The organism is Embleya sp. NPDC025285 (assembly GCF_055558835.1).
In genome coordinates, this window is record NZ_JBVHLU010000223.1 from 1 (window position 1) to 5,962 (window position 5,962).

Annotated in this window: 6 protein-coding genes; all 6 read right to left on the bottom strand. The window is 73.8% G+C overall.

Annotation, left to right across the window (positions count from 1 at the left end; translation table 11 throughout):
• Positions 1 to 146: 146 nt before the first annotated feature.
• Positions 147 to 830 carry a GntR family transcriptional regulator gene (locus ACZ4FV_RS51470; protein ID WP_395863533.1) on the bottom strand — a complete coding sequence of 228 codons (684 nt, stop codon included), beginning with the start codon at positions 828 to 830 and terminating at the stop codon, positions 147 to 149.
• A gap of 159 nt (positions 831 to 989) precedes the next feature.
• Positions 990 to 1,991 carry a 4-hydroxyproline epimerase gene (locus ACZ4FV_RS51475; protein ID WP_395863535.1) on the bottom strand — a complete coding sequence of 334 codons (1,002 nt, stop codon included), beginning with the start codon at positions 1,989 to 1,991 and terminating at the stop codon, positions 990 to 992.
• Positions 1,991 to 2,923, bottom strand: a complete 933-nt coding sequence (locus ACZ4FV_RS51480; protein WP_465328320.1) for a dihydrodipicolinate synthase family protein — start codon at positions 2,921 to 2,923, stop codon at positions 1,991 to 1,993. The genes ACZ4FV_RS51475 and ACZ4FV_RS51480 overlap by 1 nt, the downstream gene beginning before the upstream one ends.
• Positions 2,920 to 4,233 carry an FAD-dependent oxidoreductase gene (locus tag ACZ4FV_RS51485; RefSeq protein ID WP_465328322.1) on the bottom strand — a complete coding sequence of 438 codons (1,314 nt, stop codon included), beginning with the start codon at positions 4,231 to 4,233 and terminating at the stop codon, positions 2,920 to 2,922. Before ACZ4FV_RS51485 ends, ACZ4FV_RS51480 begins: the two co-directional genes overlap by 4 nt.
• Positions 4,230 to 4,517 carry a (2Fe-2S)-binding protein gene (locus ACZ4FV_RS51490; protein ID WP_395863541.1) on the bottom strand — a complete coding sequence of 96 codons (288 nt, stop codon included), beginning with the start codon at positions 4,515 to 4,517 and terminating at the stop codon, positions 4,230 to 4,232. Before ACZ4FV_RS51490 ends, ACZ4FV_RS51485 begins: the two co-directional genes overlap by 4 nt.
• Complete coding sequence (locus ACZ4FV_RS51495; RefSeq protein WP_465328324.1) at positions 4,514 to 5,671, bottom strand: NAD(P)/FAD-dependent oxidoreductase; 1,158 nt, start codon at positions 5,669 to 5,671, stop codon at positions 4,514 to 4,516. The genes ACZ4FV_RS51490 and ACZ4FV_RS51495 overlap by 4 nt, the downstream gene beginning before the upstream one ends.
• Positions 5,672 to 5,962: the final 291 nt, after the last annotated feature.

The following is a 5,962-nucleotide window of genomic DNA, read 5'->3' on the forward strand; positions in this document are numbered from 1 at the left end:
CACCCCCCCCACCCCCCCCCCCCCCCCCCCCCCCCCCCCCCCCCCCACCCACCCCCCCCCCCCCCCCCCCCCCCCCCCCCCCCCCCCCGACGCCGGAGCCGGGATCGGAAGGCGGTCTCGGCCCCCGGCCCCACCCCGCCCCGGTCTCAGCCCGGTTGGTTCGGGTCCGCCCACAGATTGCGGACATGGCCGATGTGCCGCGCCATCACACTCTCGGCCCGGGCCGGGTCGCCGGTGGCGAGCGCGTCCAGGAGTTCGAGGTGTTCCGCGGCGGACGCGACGAGTCGGCCGTTCTCCGCGAGTCGGGACAGACCGTACAGGCGCGAGCGTTTGCGTAGATCGCCGACCACCCGAACCAGGTGTTCGTTGCCCGCGAGCGCGAGCAGCGACAGGTGGAAGCGACGGTCCGCCTCCACGTACCGGATCAGATCGCTCACCTCGGCCGCCGCGACGATCTCCTCGGCGACCGGGCGCAGCGCGGCCAGTTGGGCCGGGGTGACCACGCCCGCGAGCCGGGCCACCACCGGAATCTCGATCAACGCGCGGACCTCGGTGAACTCGTCCAACTCGCGGTCGGAGAGTTCGGTGACCCGAAAGCCCTTGTTGCGTACGGCCTCGACCAGTCCCTCGTTGGCGAGGTCGAGCATCGCCTCGCGCACCGGCGTCGGTGACACGCCGAACTGCGCGGCCAGCGCCGGCGCGGAATAGACCACACCGGGCCGCATCTCGCCCGCGATCAACGCCGCGCGCAGCTCTCGTGCCACCCGATCCCGCAGGATCGGCCGATCGTCGAAGGACGGCAGCGCGAGCGCTCCGTGTCCCGTGTCCATGGTGCCTCCTCCCGCCATGCTACTGACGGTCAGTCACCCTGGGGGTGGGATCGGAACTGTGCGTACGCTCGACCACGCTGCGTGAGAGCCGTCGCCCGGGTTCCCGCCCGGTCCCACCGGAGCCCGGCCCGGTCCCGGCCCCGGTCCCCGGGCGGTTCCTCATAGGCGGAACCCGGCCGGGAACGGGTCCTCCGGGTCGAGCAGATACTGCGCCGTGGCGGTGATCCAGGCCCGTCCCGTGATCAGCGGCAGCACGGCCGGATATCCGGCGACCTCGGTCCGGTCCACGATCCGCCCGTGGAAGCGGGTCCCGATGAACGACTCGTTGACGAACTGCTGTCCCACCGCCAACTCGCCGCGCGCCGCCAACTGGGCCATCCGCGCGCTGGTTCCGGTGCCGCACGGCGAGCGGTCGAACCAACCCGGGTGGATCGCCATCGCGTTGCGCGACAGCGTGGCGTCCGAGCCCGGGGCGAGGAACTGCACGTGGTGGCAGCCCGCGATCTCGGGATCCTCCGGGTGCACCGGCCGGGCCTGCTCGTTGATCGCGGCCATGATGGCCAGCCCGGTGTCCAGGATGCGTCCGGCCTCGGTTCGGTCGAACGGCAGGCCGACCTTCTCGATGGGCAGGATCGCGTAGAAGTTGCCGCCGTACGCCATGTCGTAGCCGACCGCGCCGAGCCCGGGCACGTCCACGGTCGCGTCCAGGGTGTGTGCGTACGAGGGGACGTTGCGCAGGGTCACCGAACGGGCCGCGCCGTCGCGTACCTCGACCTCGGCGACCACCAGACCGGCGGGCGTGTCCAACCGCACCGTGGTGACCGGTTCGACCACCTCGACCATGCCGGTCTCGACGAGCACGGTGGCCACCCCGATCGTGCCGTGCCCGCACATCGGCAGGCAGCCCGACACCTCGATGAACAAGACGCCGTAGTCCGCGTCCGGTCGCGTCGGCGGTTGCAGGATCGCGCCGCTCATCGCGCCGTGCCCGCGCGGCTCGTACATCAACAGCGTGCGCAGGTGGTCCAGGTGGGCCATGAAGTGCACGCGTCGCTCGGCCATCGTGGTGCCGGGGATCACCCCGACGCCGCCGGTGATCACCCGCGTCGGCATGCCCTCGGTGTGCGAGTCGACCGCGTGGAAGACGTGTCGTGAGCGCATCAGGTCAGTCCCTCCGCGAGTGCCTTCTCGGTGAACTCGCGCACCGAGGCTTCCTGTTCGGGCAGCAGCGGGAGCCGCGGCGGGCGGCACGGGCCGCCCCGGAGGCCGGCCAGGTCCATCGACAACTTGATGGACTGCACGAACTCGGTGCGCGAGTCCAGCCGAAGCAGCGGATGCAGCAGTCGGTACAGCGGCAACACGGCGCGCACGTCGCCGCCGACCGCCGCGCGGTACAACTCGACGCTCGCGCGCGGGAAGACGTTCGCGTAGCCGGCGATCCAGCCCACCGCGCCCGCCAGGCCGAACTCCAGCGCGACGTCGTCGCTGCCGATCAACACGTCGAGACCGGGTGCGAGTTCGGCCACCTCGTAGGCCCGCCGTACGTCCCCGGTGAACTCCTTGACGCCGACCACGAGCCCTTCCTCGTACAGGTCCGCGAGCAGTCGCGGGGTCAGGTCGACCTTCGTGTCGAACGGGTTGTTGTAGGCGACGATCGGCAGGCCGGCGCCGGCCACGGTGCGGTAGTGGTCGAGCACCGTGCGGGTGTCCGCGCGGTAGCTGTTGGGCGGGAGCAGCATCACCGCTCGGGCGCCCGCCTCGGCGGCCTGTTCGGTCCAGCGCAGCGACTCGGCCGCGCCGTACGCCGCGACGCCGGGCAGTACCCGGTCGCCGCCCACCGCTTCGACCGCGACCCGCACCACGAGGGCCCGCTCGTCCGGGGTGAGCGACTGGTACTCGCCGAGCGAGCCGTTCGGGCAGACTCCGTCGCAGCCCGAATCCACGAGCCACCGCACGTGTTCGGCGTACGCGTCGAAGTCCACGGACAGGTCCTCGCGCAGCGGTAGCGCGGTGGCCACCACGATTCCGTGCCACGGCTTGCGGCCGGCCGGGTCCGGGGCGGAGCGGGGAGGAGTGGCGGGGTGTGGGCTCATGGGGCTCCTTGGGCTAGGTCTCCGAGACGGATGGGCACACCGATCGGACGGGTGGGCGGGGGCGCGGCGACCGGTCGGTCCAGCACGTCGGACAACACGCACGCGGTGGCCTCGGCGCACATCCGGCCCTGGCACCAGCCCATTCCCGCGCGGGTGAGCAGCTTGACCGAGCGCACGTCGTCGGCTCCTCGGCGGGCCGCGTCCTCGATCAGCCCTCGGGGCACCTCCTCGCAGCGGCAGATCGGGGTGTGCGCGTCCGACCAGGACAACCAGCCCGGTCGGACCGGATAGAGCGCGCGCAGCCCGTCGGCGAACCGGGTGAGCGCGGCCCGGCGGCGCAGCAACGCGCGCGGCGGCGTCCGGCCGACCATCGCGTGGGCCGCCAACTCGCCCTCGACCGACGCGAGATGCACTCCGCCGATGCCGGTGCTCTCGCCGGCGGCGAACAGGCCCGGTACGTCGGTGGTCTGCCGCGCGTCCACCGCGACGAAACCGTCCGGGGTGCTCGCACAGCCGAGTTGGCCGGCCAGTTCGAGCTGCGGGGTGAAGCCGTAGCCGACCGCGAGCGTGTCGCAGGCCAGTTCGGTCGAGGTGCCGGGCCGCGCGCGCCAGTTCGCGTCGAGCCGGGCCACGGTGACCGAGGTCAGTCCGGTGTGGTCGCCGGTTGCGGCGATCACGGCCCGGCCGGTGCGATAGGGGATCCGCCGCCGGGCCAGCGCGGCGGCGTAGCGGGCCGCCTCGACCACGCGGGCCGGGCTGTGCGGCGCGAGGGCGGCGGCGCGCGGCGTGGGCCGGGACGCCTCCAGGACGGCCCGCACCTCGACGCCCGCGTCGGCCAGCGCGACCGCGACCGGCAGCAGGAACGGGCCGGTGCCCGCGACCACCGCACGTCGACCGGGCGGCACGCCGTTGCCCTTGATCAGCGCCTGGGTGCCGCCGGCGGTGAACACACCGGGCAGGTCCCAGCCTGGGAAGGGCAGTTGCCGGTCGTACGCCCCGGTGGCCAGCAGCAGTCGGCGGCCGATGACGGTCACCGGGGTGGTGTCCCGCTCGCCGGCCACGGCGTGCACCGTGAAACCCTCGGCCGAGCGTTCCACCGCCCAGACGCGATGTTCGGCCAGGTGCTCGACGGTGTGCAGGCGCGTGAGCGGCGGCCAGGCCGGCGGCCGGCCCGCGCGGTGTCGGTGATACTGGCCGCCCGCCCGGGAGTTGGCGTCGAGAACGGCGACGCGCAGGCCGAACCGGGCGGCGGTGACGGCGGCGGTCAGTCCGGCCGGGCCGGCGCCGATGACGACCAGGTCGTGGATCATGTCGTGGTCACCTCGTCGTCGGGCCGGGCGGTGACCAGGCAGGCCCGCAGGGACGGCGTGCCGTTGACCGTGACCAGGCAGTCGAAGCACACGCCGATGCCGCAGAACAGCCCGCGCGGCTTGCCCGCGAACCGGGTGGTGCGCCAGGACCGGATCCCGGCGGCGAGCATCGCGGCGCCGACGGTCTGACCGGCCTCGACCGGGATGCTCCGGCCGTCCACCCTCAGCCGGAAGTGCTCCTCGTCGGGCGGGTGGACCGGGGTGGGTCGGGATACGCCGGTCACGAGGACACCTCCGCGAAGCGGGTCGGGGCGAATGGGGTGGGGTCGACTCCGGGATCGGGCCCGGAGGCGTCGCCGGCCAGGGCTCGGGCGATGAGCAGGCCGGTCGCGGGGGCCAGGCCCACGCCCGCGCCCTCGTGGCCGCACGCCTGCAGCAGGCCGGGCGCGCGCGGGTCCGGGCCGACGACCGGCAGATGGTCGGGGCAGTACGGCCGGAAGCCGCGATAGGCGCGCAACACCGAGACGCCGGCCAGGATCGGGAACAGCTCGATCGCCTGGGCGGCCAGCCGGCGCAGCACCGGTACCGGGAACGAGGGGTCGAAGCCCACCCGTTCGCGGCTCGCGCCGATCAGCACGGTGCCGGACGGAGTGCCCTCGACCACGGCCGAGGAGGCCAGGTCCGCGTCGTCGCTCGCGACGTCCCCGGTGTAGGCCGCCGCGTACACCTTGTGTCGCACGATCGGCGGGAGCGGCTCGGTGACCAGCACGAATCCCCGGCGCGGCAGGATCGGCAGGGACACGCCGGCGAGCTCGGCGATCGCACCGGACCAGGTGCCGGCCGCGTTGACCACGGCACCGGCCGCGATGTCGCCGTGCGACGTGCGTACGCCGAGCACCCGATCGCCGCGCCCGCGCCGGAAGCCGGTCACCGTGACGCCGGTGTGCAGGCGTACGCCCGAGCGCAGCAACGCGGCGGCGGCCAGGGCCGGTTGCACCTGCGCGTCCTGCGGGTAGTGCGTGCCGCCGGCCAGGTCGGGGGCCAAGTGCGGTTCGTAGAAGTGCAGTTCTTTCGCGTCGATGGTGTGGGCGGAGACCTCGCAGGCGCGTTGTGCCTCGGCCGCGACGGTCATCGCGACCGCCTCGGCTTCGGTGCGCGCGACGATCAGGCCGCCCTTGGCCTGGTACTCGAAGTCGTGCCCCTCCGCCGCCAGCTCGGCCCACAGGCGGAGCGAGAGCAGGGCCAGGGACAGTTCCGGGCCGGGACGCTTGTCCGAGACCAGCAGGTTTCCCTCGCCGGCGCCGGTGGTTCCGCCCGCGACCGGGCCGCGGTCGAGCACGGTGACCGACAGCCCGGCACGCGCGGCGTAGTGGGCGCACGCGGCGCCGACCACGCCCGCGCCGATGACGACGACATCACTGGGACGGAGTTCGCTCACATCAGTAAAATGTCACATTGCCCTCACGAGGTAAAGGGTTTGCCGGTGCGGTTCCGTGGACGACCGGAGCCGATCGGCGCACGTGCGACCGGGTTCCGCGCGAACGCGGGTTCGGTTCGTCGACCGAGAGGCCGCGGGGGAGAGGCCCAGCGGCGGAGAGGCCCGTCCACGCAAAGGCCCGTGCTACGAAGAGGCCCGGGGGGGGGGGGGGGGGGGGGGGGGGGGGGGGGGGGGGGGGTGGTGGGGGGGGGGGGGGGGGGGGGGGGGTGGTCGGGTTTTTTGTTTCTGTTC

Excerpts from the sequence above, each read along its gene's own strand:
- ACZ4FV_RS51470 (WP_395863533.1), bottom strand. The coding sequence starts at position 830 with ATGGACACGGGACACGGAGCGCTCGCGCTGCCGTCCTTCGACGATCGG.
- ACZ4FV_RS51475 (WP_395863535.1), bottom strand. The coding sequence starts at position 1,991 with ATGCGCTCACGACACGTCTTCCACGCGGTCGACTCGCACACCGAGGGC.
- ACZ4FV_RS51480 (WP_465328320.1), bottom strand. The coding sequence starts at position 2,923 with ATGAGCCCACACCCCGCCACTCCTCCCCGCTCCGCCCCGGACCCGGCC.
- ACZ4FV_RS51485 (WP_465328322.1), bottom strand. The coding sequence starts at position 4,233 with ATGATCCACGACCTGGTCGTCATCGGCGCCGGCCCGGCCGGACTGACC.